The organism is Novosphingobium colocasiae, assembly GCF_014652555.1.
Lineage (GTDB): Bacteria > Pseudomonadota > Alphaproteobacteria > Sphingomonadales > Sphingomonadaceae > Novosphingobium > Novosphingobium colocasiae.
This window is the reverse complement of the sequence record NZ_BMZA01000005.1, coordinates 167,383-181,392: the sequence shown is the minus strand read 5'-3', so window position 1 is coordinate 181,392 and position 14,010 is coordinate 167,383. Positions and strand designations below refer to the sequence as shown.

The 14,010-nt window shown below is 64.9% G+C and carries 11 protein-coding genes and 1 tRNA gene; 8 read left to right on the top strand and 4 right to left on the bottom strand.

Annotated features, from left to right (window positions below):
- Positions 1-57: 57 nt before the first annotated feature.
- Positions 58-1,437, bottom strand: coding sequence for a ribosome biogenesis GTPase Der (gene der / locus IE122_RS09605; RefSeq protein WP_189620937.1), 1,380 nt, complete (start codon positions 1,435-1,437; stop codon positions 58-60).
- Between the two features lie 277 nt (positions 1,438-1,714).
- On the opposite strand from der, the gene IE122_RS09600 reads away from it, so the two are divergent.
- Positions 1,715-2,392 carry a CHAP domain-containing protein gene (locus IE122_RS09600; protein WP_229813963.1) on the top strand — a complete coding sequence of 226 codons (678 nt, stop codon included), beginning with the start codon at positions 1,715-1,717 and terminating at the stop codon, positions 2,390-2,392.
- Between the two features lie 73 nt (positions 2,393-2,465).
- Here IE122_RS09600 and IE122_RS09595 read toward each other — a convergent pair whose 3' ends face one another.
- Entirely contained in the window at positions 2,466-2,771 is a 306-nt protein-coding gene (locus IE122_RS09595) for a DUF3297 family protein (protein ID WP_189620935.1), read from the bottom strand.
- Positions 2,772-2,847: 76 nt separating this feature from the next.
- Here IE122_RS09595 and IE122_RS09590 point away from each other — a divergent pair.
- Positions 2,848-2,922: transfer RNA gene (locus IE122_RS09590), tRNA-Val, on the top strand.
- 228 nt (positions 2,923-3,150) lie between these two features.
- On the top strand, positions 3,151-3,483 hold the full coding sequence (locus IE122_RS09585) for a DUF6481 family protein (RefSeq protein ID WP_189620934.1): 333 nt from the start codon (positions 3,151-3,153) through the stop codon (positions 3,481-3,483).
- 230 nt (positions 3,484-3,713) lie between these two features.
- On the opposite strand, the gene IE122_RS09575 is transcribed toward IE122_RS09585, so the two are convergent.
- Positions 3,714-5,015 carry a TetR/AcrR family transcriptional regulator gene (locus IE122_RS09575; protein ID WP_189620933.1) on the bottom strand — a complete coding sequence of 434 codons (1,302 nt, stop codon included), beginning with the start codon at positions 5,013-5,015 and terminating at the stop codon, positions 3,714-3,716.
- A gap of 371 nt (positions 5,016-5,386) precedes the next feature.
- Between IE122_RS09575 and IE122_RS09570 the strand changes: the two genes are divergently transcribed.
- The 5 genes from IE122_RS09570 (at position 5,387) to IE122_RS09550 (ending at position 11,461) form a co-directional block, all read left to right on the top strand.
- The gene (locus tag IE122_RS09570) at positions 5,387-7,642 is read left to right on the top strand and encodes a TonB-dependent receptor (protein ID WP_189620932.1); all 2,256 of its coding nucleotides are present in this window, start codon (positions 5,387-5,389) and stop codon (positions 7,640-7,642) included.
- 64 nt (positions 7,643-7,706) lie between these two features.
- Complete coding sequence (locus IE122_RS09565) at positions 7,707-8,678, top strand: DUF7064 domain-containing protein (protein WP_189620931.1); 972 nt, start codon at positions 7,707-7,709, stop codon at positions 8,676-8,678.
- A gap of 14 nt (positions 8,679-8,692) precedes the next feature.
- Positions 8,693-9,916: a phosphotransferase family protein gene (locus IE122_RS09560; RefSeq protein ID WP_189620930.1), complete on the top strand. Its 1,224-nt coding sequence runs from the start codon at positions 8,693-8,695 to the stop codon at positions 9,914-9,916.
- Positions 9,913-10,422, top strand: a complete 510-nt coding sequence (locus IE122_RS09555) for a hypothetical protein (RefSeq protein ID WP_189620929.1) — start codon at positions 9,913-9,915, stop codon at positions 10,420-10,422. Before IE122_RS09560 ends, IE122_RS09555 begins: the two co-directional genes overlap by 4 nt.
- A 46-nt stretch (positions 10,423-10,468) precedes the next feature.
- A complete protein-coding gene (locus IE122_RS09550; protein ID WP_189620928.1) occupies positions 10,469-11,461 on the top strand; it encodes a DUF7064 domain-containing protein in 993 nt (330 codons plus the stop codon).
- 117 nt (positions 11,462-11,578) lie between these two features.
- Here IE122_RS09550 and IE122_RS09545 read toward each other — a convergent pair whose 3' ends face one another.
- Complete coding sequence (locus IE122_RS09545) at positions 11,579-13,972, bottom strand: membrane-bound PQQ-dependent dehydrogenase, glucose/quinate/shikimate family (protein WP_189620927.1); 2,394 nt, start codon at positions 13,970-13,972, stop codon at positions 11,579-11,581.
- Between the last annotated feature and the right edge of the window lie 38 nt (positions 13,973-14,010).

Genomic DNA, 14,010 nt, shown 5'->3' with positions numbered 1-14,010 from the left:
GGCGAATGCGCGTTCGTCACGCTCGCCGGTCTCTAACGGTCGGCCCCTGACCCCGCGCTATTTGCGATCGAACGGGTTCTTCGCGCTGCGCAGGTTGAGGCGGACCGGCACCGCATCGAACCCCAGTTCGCGGCGGATGCTGTTGATCAGGTAGCGCTTGTAGCTTTCCGGCAGCAGATCGAGCCGGGTGCCGAACAGGACAAAGCCCGGCGGGCGGGTCTTGGCCTGGGTGATATAGCGCAGCTTGATCCGCTTGCCCCCCGGCGCCGGCGGCGGGTTGGCGGACAGGGCATCGTCGAACCAGCGGTTGAGCGCGGCGGTCGGCACGCGCTTGCTCCACGCCTCGCGGATCGAGAAGGCGGCGGCGATCATGTCGTCCAGCCCCTTGCCGGTGCGGGCGGAGACGGCCAGCAGCGGCACCCCGCGCACCTGCGCCAGCCCTTCGTCCAGTGCGGAGCGAACGCCGTTGAACAGTTTGCTGGCGTCCTCGGCCACGTCCCACTTGTTGATCGCGATCATGAGCGCCCGGCCTTCTTCCAGCACCTTGGAGGCGATGGTCAGGTCCTGATGCTCCAGCCCGCGCGTCGCATCGAGCAGCAGCACGACGACTTCGGCAAAATCGATCGCGTGGCGCGCATCGGCCACCGCCAGCCGTTCCAGCTTTTCCACCACGTTGGCGCGCTTGCGCATGCCGGCGGTATCGATCAGCCGCACCTCCCGGCCATCGCCGCTTTTCGGATCGGTCCACACCCAGTCGATCGCGATCGAATCGCGGGTAATCCCCGCCTCGGGCCCGGTCAGCAGCCGGTCTTCGCCGAGGATGCGATTGATGAGCGTGGACTTGCCGGCATTCGGCCGTCCGACGATCGCCAGCTTGAGCGGCGCGCGCAGCAGCGCCTCCTCGTCCAGCTCTTCGGCGAACTCGTCTTCCACTGGCTGCAACGGTTCAAGATGAGGCAGCAGCGCCTCGAACAGATCGCCCATGCCCTCGCCATGCTCGGCCGAGATGGCGACCGGATCGCCAAGGCCCAGCCCATAGGCTTCGAGCAGGCCGCTTTCACCGGCGCGCCCCTCCGCCTTGTTCGCCAGCACGATCACCGGAACGGGCGAAGCGCGCAGCCAGTTGGCGATTTCCTCGTCCAGCGGGGTCAGCCCGGCGCGCGCGTCCATCGTGAACAGCGCCACATCGGCAGTGACCAGCGCCGCCTCGGTCTGCTTGCGCATGCGGCCGGGCAGCGTTTCGGCGTCGTCATCCTCCCAACCGGCGGTATCGACGATCTGGAACTTGAGCCCCAGAAGCTCGGCATCGCCGAACCGGCGATCGCGGGTGACCCCAGGCTGATCATCGACCAGCGCCAGTTTCTTGCCCACCAGCCGGTTGAACAGCGTGGACTTGCCGACGTTGGGACGCCCGATGATGATGACCTGCGGAAGCATGATTCCCCGCGCTTGGGGAAATGCGGGCCGTTTGGCAAGCGCCGCGCGCAAGGCGGACCATGCCGGATGTCGGCCGGACCGCCGCGAAATCATGGTAAATCTTTCATTTCCGACGTAATTTTACGCCCAACCAAGGCCAACCGTTAACAACGGTCAAGGGCGCGGATTTCTTCTTGTGCAATCGATTGCTTAACGAACTGCCCGTAGCGTGATTGCCAGTTTCTGTTAACCACACCCCTCATGCCGACGCTAACCCGGACCTGCAAAAACGGTCTGCATGAGGGTTTCCAAGTCATTCATGGCACTGGCTTTCGTCGCGACGATCGCCGCTCCGGCCACCGCCAGCGTACTCGGCGACATGGCTAACGACAGCAATGCCGGCGGCGACGGGCTGACGCGGTTCAGCCAGCCGCGCGGTCCGGCCAAGCTCGAGTGCGTGCCTTATGCGCGGGTCACCTCGGGCATCCAGATATACGGCGATGCCCATACCTGGTGGGGGCAGGCCAAGGGGCGCTACGCGACCGGCCGCATGCCGCGCGTGGGCGCGGTGATGGCGGTCGATCCGCACAACAATTCGCGCCTCGGCCATGTCGCCACTGTCAGCCGGATCATCGATTCGCGCACGATCCTGCTCAGCCACGCCAACTGGTCTTACCCCGGCCAGATCGAACGCAACGTCACCGCGCTCGACGTTTCCGATGCCAATGACTGGAGCGAAGTGCGCATCTGGTACGGCCCGGCGCACAACCTCGGCACCACCCATTGGCCGGTGCGCGGCTTCATCTACAATGCCCGGCCCGGCTCGCTGAAGAACACCGACCTCGCGGTGACGCCGCGCGACATCGGCGGCGACCGCCTCGCCGGCCTCGCCGGTGCCAAACCCGCCGCGCGGGCCGGCAAAGCCGCGCGCGACAAGGGCGATCCGATCGGCAGGATCATCGGCGACCGCTACTGAAGCTTACCCGGAAGGAGCCGGGCTCCCCCCAGTCATCCGGCCCGGCTCCATTCGCCTGCAGCCATGCTCGCGCTTACTTCGCGACCGGCGCGCCTTCGCCCAGATCTTCGTACCATGCCTCTACCGGGCCCGAGAGCTTGAGAGTGAGCGGCTGGCCCTTGCGATCCATCGTCTTGCCGGCCTGAACCCGCACCCAGCCTTCGGAAATGCAGTATTCCTCGACATTGGTGCGCACCGCACCCTTGAAACGGATGCCGACCCCGCGCGCCAGCTTGTCGCCGTCGAAGAACGGGCTCTTCGGATTGATCGCCAGGCGATCGGGCGGCAGGTCCGCACCGGCATTGTCGGAGGCGGCGGGCGTTTCGATGTCGTCAGTCATGGGCGCGGTTTAATCTGCGATGAGCGCTTGTCAATTCGCCGCGATTTGTCTAGGGGCGCGCTTCCGCACTGGTAGCGGGCGCGTAGCTCAGCGGTAGAGCACACCCTTCACACGGGTGGGGTCACAGGTTCAATCCCTGTCGCGCCCACCACTTTTCTGGCTACATTCGAGTGGTTGGAAAAGTGATGCAGTCTTCAGCAACCCCGGCCGGGTCCGCTTAGAGGCGACCAAAGACACATCAAATCGCGATCCGGGCATAGGCCATGCGGTTGGGCCGCTTCCCACTATGCAGCAAACTGCCGTCGTATGGTCATAGGCTGCAGTTTTCTGTAAGGGCCCTCTTCCTCCAGCGAACAACAACGGGACAGAGACAGATTTAATGCGAGGCTTCAAGGAACCGAATTTCAACGAACGGGCTGCCGCAGCAAAAAGCGCCAAGGCCAAGGCTCTGGAAATGCTGAAGAACAAGCCCAAGCCGACCGAGGCACAGCTTGCCGAGCGCGCCGAGGCGCAGCGGCTCAAGGAAGCCGCCCAGGCGGCAAAGCGTGCCGCTATCCAGGCCGCTCGCGAAGCCGAGAAGGCCGCGAAGGAGCAGGCCGAGCGTGAAGCGGCCGAAGCCGCTGCCGCCGCCCGCCCCAAGCTGCCCACCGCCGAAGAACTCAAGGCCGCCCGCGACGCCCGCTACGCCGCCCGCAAAGCCCGCAAGCGCTGAGGTTCAGCACATGCCTGCGCGCCAGGGCCGGGATGCCCTGAGCGCGGCTCTCGATGGAGCTGCCATAGGCTTGGGTGCGGGTACTGGCGCTCTCGCGCAGAAACTGGCCAAGCAGGTAGCCGTTGGCGCCTTGCGCCTGGGCGACATTACCGCTGCTGATCTTCCAGCGGACCCGTCGAAGTCATGCAGCAGCGTCGCCACAGGAGCGGCACAACACCGCGAACTGAGGGTCATCCGGTCGGCGGGACTTGGGCTGGCGGGACTTGGGCTGGCGGGACTTGGGCTGGCGGGACTTGGGCCGCCGGGAAGATCAGCGCCATGGCGTGGGTGATGCGTTCGCGCCCGTCGGCGGCGCATACCACGCCGGCCTGGCGCAGCAGCGCCTCCGCCTTGAGCCATACCGCGAAAGCGGCGGCATGCTCGCGCTGGACGCCGCCCGCCAGCGAAGCGATGTTGCGGCTGAGGCGATAGGTACCCCAGCCGTCGATCTCGCGCAGGTACGTGACCAGCGGCACCAGCGACCTGTCCGAGCGGGCGAGCAGGCTCGTCTCGCAGGTCATCCGCGAATAGCTGACATAGAACCCGCCAACGCTTGATCCCGGCGGGGCCACCAGCGTGGCATCGAGGAACTCGACCCATTCCGGCAAAGTGCGCGGCAGGCTGACCATGCTCGCGGGATCGAACTCGCTCGGCAGGTCCTCGACCAGTGCCTGCCAGATCGCCTCGTTCTTGAAGGTCTTCATGTCCTTGAAGTGATAGGCGATCATCGAAGGAGACACGCTGGCCTGCCGGGCGAGGGTGCGCTGGTTCAGAGCGGCGATGCCTTCGCTGCGGATGATCTCTACCGCGTGGCGCAGCAGCTCTCCGGGCATTTCCGAACGCCCCTGCTCGGAGCGCCGACGCGCTTCATAGGCATTGCCCTGGAGCTGGCGGTTGACTTCGTTCGTCAGCTCTGCCGCCGCGCCCTGGTGGAAGCAGGCACCGCACAGGCTACGAACGGCCTCGCGCATGAGCAACTGGTAGCGCGGTTCGTTGCGCAGCGAATAGACGTAGATCTCCTCCATCATCACGAACTCGGCGACGATCGCGCCGAACCGCGCGGCAAAGCCGAAGGGCGCGAGAATGGCTTCCCAGAAGGCGATCCGGGCCTGATAGCAGTCGCGCAGCAGCGCATGACAGCGCGCATCGTCGCCCGGCCGGATCAACAATTCAGACAGCACGCGCGCCTGTGGCTGCGCCTCGCGCATGTCGACATAGGCGGACAGGAAATCGGAAAAGCCGAGGTGATTGGCGATCAGCCCGTCCATCTCGGCAAGCAGGCTCTGATGCCATTCGGCGTCCTGCCGGGCAGCCAGAGTTGCCGCTTCTACAACAAGATCCGCCTTGCCCTCGAAGTTCTGGAAGATCGCAGCGGTGGAGCAACCGGCTTCGCGAGCGATGCCCCGAACCGAGACCGATTCCAGCCCAGAATGCGCCGCGTTTTCAAACGCCAGGCGCGTCAGGGTGGTTCGTATTGTCGCCGATCGTTTCATCTTCCCCCGCCCTACCAAACGATCCCCTCGCCGTCATCCCGACTCGAACGACGGCGAGGGGCAGTGGCGCGCCACTCGATAAACACGTTTTTCAAAACTACACTAGGACGATTTATAATATCTAATAAAATCATATGATTGTGAGAATTTTAAAATGTCATACGACACAGTCGATCGGCTTGCATCGCGATCGATATCGTGTATTTTCCAGCCATCCGAGCACCCTGCTGCCCGCGCCCGCCAAACACGGGCAGGCCGGTGAAGGGCCAAGCCGGGCAAAACATGGCAGAGGATGGAAAATGGCTAACTTGAGGAACGCATTGCGTGCGGGCGGATCGTTCGGGCTCGCGCTTCTGGCCGGCATGCCAGTGATGGCGACGGCACAGACCCCAGACGCGACCGATGCCGCGTCTTCGTCCGCCGGTGGCGAGATCATCGTCACTGCTCAGCGCAAGTCCGAGACACTGGAAAAGACGCCGGTCGCCGTTTCCGTGGTGTCGAGCAAGGCACTGGCTGAACAGGCTGTCACATCAGAGCGCGACCTGCAGTTCGCTGCGCCGGGCCTGACCGTTCGCGCCTCGCAGAGCGACAACCAGTTGAACTTCTCGTTGCGCGGCCAGACCGTCGATGTCTACACCAGCTCGCTCCCTTCGGTCCTGCCCTATGTCAATGAAGTGCAGGTCGGCGGTGCCGGTTCCACCGCGTTCTACGATCTCCAGTCGGTGCAGGTGCTCAAGGGCCCGCAAGGCACGCTGTTCGGGCGCAACGCCACCGGCGGGGCGGTGCTGTTCACCACCGCCAAGCCGACCGACCAGTTCGAAGGCTATGCGCGGGCCCGTTATGGCCGCTTCGACGACGTGCAACTGGAAGGCGCGATCAACGTCCCGTTGGCTCCCGATGTGGCGCTGTTGCGCGTGGCCGGCGTCTATCGCACACGCGACGGGCTCCAGAAGAACCTCTTCTACGGCAACCGTCTGGGCGAGATCGACCGCCAGGGCGTGCGTGCCAGCCTGACGCTGTTTCCCAACGGCCCGTTCAAGAACGAACTGATGGTCGATTACTACCACGCCGGCGGATCGAGCATGACCCCGGTGGTGTCCTATGTCGTGCCGGTGGCGAACAACGTGCCGGGCAACCCGTTCGTGACCAGCAACGTCTTCTTCCCCGACCTGGCCGCCTTCGCGGACGCGCAGAAGAAGCGCGGGCCGTTCGTGGTGGACGTGGATTCGGTGGGCAAGCACCGCACGAACAAGTGGATCGTCTCCAACATCTCGACGCTCGACCTGGGGGACGATCTCCAGCTCAAGAACGTGTTCGGCTATGTCCATTCGAAGTATTTCGATGCAGGTGACATCGACGGCACCCGTTTCGGCATCGATGGACGCGGTAACGAAGACACCGGCGCTTTCGGCGGCGACGGCAAGATCCGGCAGGTTTCGGAAGAACTGCAACTGCTCGGCAAGGCGCTGGACGGGCGGCTCGATTTCGTGGTCGGCGGATATTATTCCAACTCGCGCGAGCACCTCGTCAACACCAGCTTCATCCTGAACGGGCTGGGCCTGCCCGCCCAGATCAACGCCGGAACGACCACCAGCAAGACCATCGCCGGATACGGGCAGGCCACGCTCGACACCGGGCTTGCCGGCTTCAAGCTGACCGCAGGCCTGCGCTATACCTCGGAAAAGATCGAATTCGTCCGCGACGATGTCGATCAGTATTCGCCGATCGCCAACCCGGCCTGGATACCCTTCTATGCCGACGGCCGCTTCATCGCGCCGCAGCAGGACACGTTCAAGAAGCTGAGCTGGACCTTCGGCCTGCAAAACCAGGTCACCAGCGACCTGCTGCTCTACGCCAATACCCGGCGCAGCTTCCGGTCCGGCGGCTTCAACTTCCACGCCCCGCCGACGCCCGGCTTCGCCAACACCTCGGGCGGCGAATTCCGCCCCGAAGTGGCGACCGACGTGGAAATGGGCGCGAAATATCGCGGCTATGCCGGCGACATGCCGGTGCGCCTGAACCTGGCCGCCTACACGATGTGGATCAAGAACGTGCAGCGCGCCAACTACGTGGCCATATACGACGGCCTGGCGGGCATCACGGTGAACGTGCCCAAGGCGAAGGTGAGCGGCATCGAGGCTGACGGCAACATCCAGCCGGCTCCGTGGCTCTCGATGGGCGGCAACATCAACTACACCGACGCCAAGTTCACCAGCAACCGGGTGGCCGTGCTCGGCACCGGGGGCGGCACCAGCTTCGCCAACTTCGACACCTATCCCGATACGCCCAAATGGTCGGGTGCGGTCTATGCCGACGTCACCGTCCCCGCGAACGAGAACCTTGACGTGAAGCTTCATGGTGACCTTTTCGCGCAGACATCGAACTACTTCAGTTCAACCGGCAAGTCGCTCAACCCGCACACCAGGATCCCCGGCTACGCGCTGGCGAATTTCAGGCTGGGCGTCGAGCAGAAGGACAAGGGCTTTTCGATCGCCGCGCTGGTCAAGAACGCCTTCGACAAGCGCTACTATACCGGCGGTATCGGCTTCGCGAGCCTGTTCGCGCTCAACGTCGTGATACCCGGTGAACCGCGCACCTACATGGTCGAGGTGGGATACAAGTTCTGATAGCCTGCCGTGGCGCGCGATCAAGGCGCGCCACGGCATCTTTTTGTCCGCCCCGGAGCATGCCATGATCATCGCAGACGACTACAAGTTCCATGCCCGCGACCCTGAAGACCGGACCTGGACCGAAACCCTGTTCATCATCTTTTCCGTTCCGGAATGCGCGATCAGCGGCAATATCTATGTGCTCACCCGCCCCAACATGGGCGTGTGCCACAGCTCCATCGAAATCCATCAGGGCATCTGCTTCCACCCCTGGCAGCTTCACCACAACGACAGCCAGATGCACTTGCCTTGCCCCGAGGACTTCTCGAACTTTTCGCTGCCCAACGGCCTGACGTTCCACGCCAGGAATGAGCGGGAACTGGAATACCGGTACGATTCGCTCGATGGCGTCTGTTCGCTGGAGCTGAGCTATTCCGCCGTCTGCGATCCGACCGACACAAACGATCCGGCGCAAGTCCCCCAAGCGGGTGCCAGCAAGGTCGATGGCTACGACGGCTGGAACAACGGCCACCTTGAGGGCAAGGGCCGCGTCACCGGCACGCTGCGGCTGCGCGACAAGACCTATGCGGTCGATTGCATCGAAGGCGTCAACAAGAGCTGGGGCCCGCGCAACGACTGGGGCAACAAGGGCGCGAGCTGGGTCCACGTGGAACTGGGTGAAGGCCTTGGCGCGTTCTTCGTCGTCGGCATCGAATTCGCCGGCCGCGAGGTCACTTATGGGCCGTTCAAGTACGGCTATGTGCTGGTCAACGGCGAGCGCCGCCCGCTGGTGTCGGCGGAACTGACAGCCAAGCGTTCGGACATGCTGGTGACGAGCGCGCTTGCCCGCTTCGAGGACGATCAGGGCCAGGTCTACGAGGCGCGCGGGACGACCGTGGCGGCCGGGCCCTGGTACAACTTCAACCCGTCTTCCGCCGGTTACCAGTGCCTGATGCGCTGGGAGTCCGGGGACCGGGTGGGGCATGCCCACATTGCCGATTTCTTCGGGCAGTATTACCTGTCCCTCAACATGGCCGATGAACTCTACGCCTGAACAAGGACCCAGTCATGTCCGGTGAATATGCCGTTATCCGCGAGGAAGACCGCCTGCGGCCCAGCGAAGCCGTGATCGCGGCGGTCCGCGCCCGCTATCCGACCGAGGCGGAAATCGACGCCGTGCTGTCGCGCAAGATGCAGCGGCGGCATGGGCCGGGCTATACCGGGGTGACGCTGGAAAGGCTTGTCGAGGGCACCCGCGCGCTTATCGAAAACCGCCTGGGCCACCCGATCGTTATCGAGAATGCGCGGTGGCTGTCGGGCGGCGCTTCGAAGTTGCAGATGGTGTTCGAGCTGGGCCGCGACGGGCCGGACAGCGGCGCGCGCGAAACGCTGGTGCTGCGCATGGAGCCGGCCGCGTCGGTGACGGAATCGAGCCGCAGCCGCGAGTTCGAGGTGCTTGCCGCGGTGCAGGGCGTGATCCCGGCGCCGACACCGTACTGGGTCGATGCCGAAGCCGCGTTCCTTCCCTATCCGGGAATGGTCTATGGCTTCATGACCGGTTCGGCCAAGCCGTCCTACGATGCCGGCAAGGTTTCGGGATTGGGCCAGAACTACGGGCCGGACCTGCGCGCCAGGCTGGCACCGCATTTCGTCGGCCTGCTGGCCAAGCTCCACACGATGGAGGTGCCCCCACTGCCCGCCTTCGCCCACTTCGAACGGCCGCAGGTGGGATCGAATGCCTCGATCATCCGGCAAGTGAACGCAATCCGCCGCGTCTGGGAAGAGGATCGGGTTGAGGAAGAGCCGATCCTGGAAATCGTCTACCGCTGGCTGATCGCCAATGCACCGCCGCTCGATCGTGTGTCGATCATCCATGGCGACTACCGGAGCGGCAATTTCCTGTTCGACGAGGCGCTGGGCCGGATCACCGCATGGCTGGACTGGGAAGGGGCGACGCTGGGCGACCGGCACCAGGACCTGACTTACGCTACGATGCCGACGTTCCAGCACTACGACGACGACGGCGTGACCGCGCTGGCGTCCGGGATGATGCCTGCAGCCGATCTGTTCGCGGCTTACGAGGAGGCATCTGGCCTGAAGGTCGATCCGCTGCGCCTGCGCTATTTCAATATCTACAACCGCTACCTCGTCACGGTCCTGACGCTGGCGGCTTCGGCCCGCGCATCGATGGTGCGCGGAACCCATCAGGACGTTCTCGTCAATTTCGTGGTGGGCGTGGGCTACATCGCCTTGTCGGACTTGCGCGATCACTTCGTGGAGGCCACCGCATGAACCGGTCTTTCGATACCCAGCTTCAGGCGGTGCTGCGCGCACTGACCGATGTGGTGGGACCGGCTCTCGCCGGATCCGAAAAGCATGTGGTCGAGCAGTTGCACCTCGCAATCGCCACGCTGTCGTTCGTCAAGACGCGGCTGCCCGACGCCCGCGCGTTCCATCGCATGGAACTGCGCGCCTACATCGCCATGTGCGAGCGGGCGGCGGGCATCGCGCACGAGGCGCTACCGGGCGATGCGGACGCGCTGACGGCACTGGCGCGGCAGGGAGAAACCGTCCTGGCCGACCCCGAGGCCGACCTTGCCGCCTACGAGACCGCCGACCGCGCCTTGCGCGACAGCCTGACCGCGCTGTCGAACCGGGTGGTGGGCACGCCGTGCCAGCCTGGGCTGGAGCGCCTTATCCTCGACGAGGGCGATGCCATCCTGCGGCAATGCCGCCAGTGGTGCACGCCGTTCGGCTTCGAACTCAAACCCGAAGACTTGCCGCCGCCAGCCTGGTGAAACGCTGATCGCCCACGCCTATTTGCCCCCGCCGGAGTTTTTACCCGTGATTACAGATCAGGACCTGCACTTCCACAACGGCAACTCGCCCGATTTCGATCATGCCGAAACGCTGTTCCTGATCTTTTCGGTGCCCGAGGCACGCATCAGCGGCAATGCCTATGTCCTGTGCCGCCCGAATGCGGGAGTGTGCCTGTCATCTGTCTATGTCCATCAGGGCATGCACGCCAACGCATGGACGGTCGATTACTCGGACGCGCCGATGCACGTGAAGTGCCCCGAAACGATGGCCGACTTCACCTTGTCGAACGGCCTTTCGGTCAAAGGCAGCAACGATGCCCGCGACTATCGCTTCCGCTATGAGGGCCGCGACGGGCTGTGCCGGTTCGACCTGGATTTCAAGGGGCTGATGGCACCTTTCGACCCGCTGGACCCGGCGCAGAACCCGATGCTGGAAGTATTCCAGGGCGATCCGGAGGCATCGACGGGCGCGGGCGATTCATGGACCAAGGGGCACTATGACCTGGTAGGCCGGATCGAGGGCGAACTGGAACTCTACGGCCACCGCTTCGCGGTATCCTGCGTCGACGGGTTGGACCGAAGCTGGGGCCCGCGCGCGGAATGGAACTCGGCCCCGGTTTCATGGATGCACATCACGTTCGGCGACGATCTGGCGTTCCACCTTGTGGTCACCCTGGATGTGGTCAACGGCCAGCCCGTCTACACCACGTTCCGCTTTGGCTACGCGCTCGTCAACGGCGAGGTGAGCGCCATCGTGGCTGCCGAGATCGACGCCGAAAGCGTGGGCATGCTGGGCATGCACCGTGTGGTGCGGCTGACCGACGCAGCCGGGCGCTCCTGGGAAATGACCGGCGGTGCGATCGCCGCCGCGCCCTGGCACACTGCCTATACCAGCTTCATCTCGTTCCAGAGCCTCTACCGCTGGACGATGGGCGAACGCACCGGCTTCAGCAACGTGACCGACGTGATCGGCGTGACGACCCTGTCGCAACGCCTCTCACGGCTGGCACGGCGGTAGATTGGCCTTTGACGCGACCAATCGGAAAAGATCGGCAGTCTTGAAGCTCGGTCATTGGTGACCCCGGCTGTTTTGGGGTCTTCCTCGTCGCGGAGAAACTCGACCGGCTGATCCTCATCAACGCTTCGGCAGCGCGAAGGCCAGCAGCGCCGCGCCGCCCGCCTCGCCCAGCCCGTGCGACCCACCTGCGGCCACCACCAGGAACTGGCGGCCGCTGCGGGGCGAGACGTAGGTCATCGGTGTCGCGAAGCCGCTCCACGGCAGGCGCTTGCTCCACAACAGCGCTCCGGTCCGGGTATCGAACGCGCGCAGGATACGGTCCTGGGTGGCGGCAATGAAAGTCACCCCGCCGCGCGTCGTGACCGAACCGCCCGATGTCGGCGTTCCCATCGTGATCGGCACCAGGATGGGGATGCCGAAGGCACTCTTGCCCGCCATGCCGAGGGGACGCGACCAGACAAGCTTGCCGGTCTTCAGATCGACGGCGCTGAGCCGTCCGAACGGCGGCTCCTGACACGGCATCCCGATCGGTGATTTGAATGCCTCGGTATAGCTTGCATAAGGCGTGCCGGCCTGCGCCGCAGGGCCCCAAAGGTCTCCGCCTTCGGTGCCCGAAGCGGGACGCAGGCCATCGGCGTCCGCTTCGGCGCGCGTGAACATCCAACTGATGTTGGCGATCGTCGTCGAGTTGACCAGCAACACGTTATGATCGAGGTCCACCGAAGCGCCGCCCCAGTCCATCCCGCCGCCAAAGCCCGGGAGCGAAATCCATGGCGTCAGTCCCGGCGGGGTCATCATGCCGTCATACCGCGCACCTCGGAAGCGGATGCGGCAATAGAGCTGATCGAGCGGGGTGATCCCCCACATGTCCCTCTCGCGCAGGACCGGGCCGCGAAATGATGGCAGGCCGATGGGAAAGGGCTGGGTCCGGGCAAGATGCTCCTCCGACACGCCGCCATGCTGCGGGACTGCCCGCTCCACGACATCACGGAGCGGCCTGCCGGTCAGTCGATCGAGCACGAAGACTTCACCGGTCTTGGTCGGCTGCACCAACGCGTGGACAATGCGGCCACCTGCCTGCGGCAGGTCCAGCAAGGTCGGCTGAGCGGCGACATCATAGTCCCACAGGTCGTGCCGGACGGTCTGGAAGGACCACCGCAACCGCCCGGTCGCCGCATCGAGCGCCACCACCGAGCTGCCGAACTTCTCATCGACCGGACGACGCATGCCGCCGAAAAAGTCGGGCGTCGAATTGCCGATTGGCAGATAGACCAGTCCCAGCTTTTCATCCGCACTTATCGGGCCCCAACTGTTGGGGGTGGCCGGCGTGTAGGTTTTGCCCGCTGCCGGTCTGCCGGGAACATCGGGAGCGCCCATGTCCCACGCCCACGCCAGTTTTCCGGTCACCGCGTCGAAGGCGCGGATCACGCCGGAAGGCTCGCCCCAGAACTGACCGTCAAGCACCATGCCGCCGAGCACGACCTTGCCCTGCACGATCGCCGGCGCGGACGTCGGGTAGTAATAATGCGCCGGTGCCGGGCTCATGCCGTCGAGCAGATCGACCCGACCCGCACTGCCGAAGCCCGCGCAAAGCTTGCCGGTCCGCGCATCGAGGGCAACAAGCTGGGCGTTTCCGGTGTTGGTGAGGATCCGCTCGGCACAGGGACCGTCGCCACCGGGCACCCGGTAATAGGCGACACCCCGGCAGGTGCGCCCCTCGCCTCCGGCGGCCGCCATCCGCCAGCGCACCGCGCCGGTCTCGGCATCGATCGCGAACACGTCGTTGACGCCGTTGCAGGCATAGAGCGTGTCGCCGATCATGATCGGGGTCACCTCGAGCCCTTGTTCCCGGCTGAGATCGTTAGTGTCGATGGGCGTGCGCCAGGCGAGTTGCAGGTCGGACACGTTGGCAGCCGTGATCTGCGCGACCGGGCTGAACCGCGTCCCCGCCAGATCGTTGCCGTACTGCTGCCAGTCGCTGCGGCCCGGCCCAGTAGCGGGCTTCACGGCGGCCGGATAGGCTGATGCGACGCCGGCCTGCGTGATCGGGTCGACGGGATCGGGATCGGCCGCATGCAGACCCGCTCCCACGACGAAGGCGACGGCACAGGCGGCCAGGAAAGTCCCCGCCGTCATCCACCGGGCCAGGCGCGGAACAACGGTGGCCTCCGGCTGAAGGCTGCGCACGAACCACGGCGTCAGCATCCAACTGCCCACCACCAGCCAGGCGACCATCCGCGGCATGATCGACCAGCCGGCATATCCCGCTTCCCAGATCGTCCACACCAGCGTCGCGACGACGATGGCGGCATAGACCCACCGCCCCTCGCGCCGCGCCCGCCATATCAGCACCGCGGACCACGCCAGCGCCGCGCCGGCCAGAAGGTAATAGGCAGAGCCGCCCAAGCTGGCGAGCCAGCCGCCGCCGATGACGAGGATCAGCGCCAGCAACGCCAGAAACGCGGCATAGATGCGGCGTTGAACCTTCCCTGTGGATCGACCTGGCGACACCCGCCTACCCCTTTCGCAAACCCCGGATCGTCAGAAAG

Coding starts and splice junctions, on each gene's coding strand:
- der (WP_189620937.1), bottom strand. CDS start 1,437: ATGCTTCCGCAGGTCATCATCATCGGGCGTCCCAACGTCGGCAAGTCC.
- IE122_RS09600 (WP_229813963.1), top strand. CDS start 1,715: ATGAGGGTTTCCAAGTCATTCATGGCACTGGCTTTCGTCGCGACGATC.
- IE122_RS09595 (WP_189620935.1), bottom strand. CDS start 2,771: ATGACTGACGACATCGAAACGCCCGCCGCCTCCGACAATGCCGGTGCG.
- IE122_RS09585 (WP_189620934.1), top strand. CDS start 3,151: ATGCGAGGCTTCAAGGAACCGAATTTCAACGAACGGGCTGCCGCAGCA.
- IE122_RS09575 (WP_189620933.1), bottom strand. CDS start 5,015: ATGAAACGATCGGCGACAATACGAACCACCCTGACGCGCCTGGCGTTT.
- IE122_RS09570 (WP_189620932.1), top strand. CDS start 5,387: ATGGCGACGGCACAGACCCCAGACGCGACCGATGCCGCGTCTTCGTCC.
- IE122_RS09565 (WP_189620931.1), top strand. CDS start 7,707: ATGATCATCGCAGACGACTACAAGTTCCATGCCCGCGACCCTGAAGAC.
- IE122_RS09560 (WP_189620930.1), top strand. CDS start 8,693: ATGTCCGGTGAATATGCCGTTATCCGCGAGGAAGACCGCCTGCGGCCC.
- IE122_RS09555 (WP_189620929.1), top strand. CDS start 9,913: ATGAACCGGTCTTTCGATACCCAGCTTCAGGCGGTGCTGCGCGCACTG.